Origin of the sequence: Luteimonas flava (assembly GCF_036584485.1) — a bacterium.
GTDB classification, from domain to species: domain Bacteria; phylum Pseudomonadota; class Gammaproteobacteria; order Xanthomonadales; family Xanthomonadaceae; genus Luteimonas; species Luteimonas flava.
Genome location: NZ_JAZHBM010000030.1, coordinates 1 through 419, shown reverse-complemented (window position 1 = coordinate 419; position 419 = coordinate 1). Strand labels below are relative to the sequence as shown.

Annotated in this window: 1 rRNA gene; it reads right to left on the bottom strand. The window is 46.3% G+C overall.

The features are described 5' to 3' along the window. Positions 1-419: ribosomal RNA gene (locus V3391_RS17555) — 23S ribosomal RNA — on the bottom strand; the annotation flags it as partial.

The following is a 419-nucleotide window of genomic DNA, read 5'->3' as shown; positions in this document are numbered from 1 at the left end:
TACACTCCTTAGCGGATTTCGACTTCCATGACCACCGTCCTGCTGTCTAAATGAAGCAACACCTTTTGAGGGATCTAGATGAGCGAACAGTTAGGCGCCTTAAGTCTGCGTCCGGTTCATCCCGCATCGCCAGTTCTGCTTACCAAAAATGGCCCACTAAGAACTCCCATTCAATGTCCGGGTTCAGTTAAGTAACCACGGACTTCTTACCTATTTAAAGTTTGAGAATTGGTTCAGATTGTTTCAATCCAAGTACCACTAATCATTAGCTTTACCCGATAAAACTGTGTGAGTTCCAGCTATCCTGAGGGAAACTTCGGAGGGAACCAGCTACTAGATGGTTCGATTAGTCTTTCGCCCCTATACCCAAATCAGACGAACGATTTGCACGTCAGTATCGCTACGAGCTTCCACCAGAG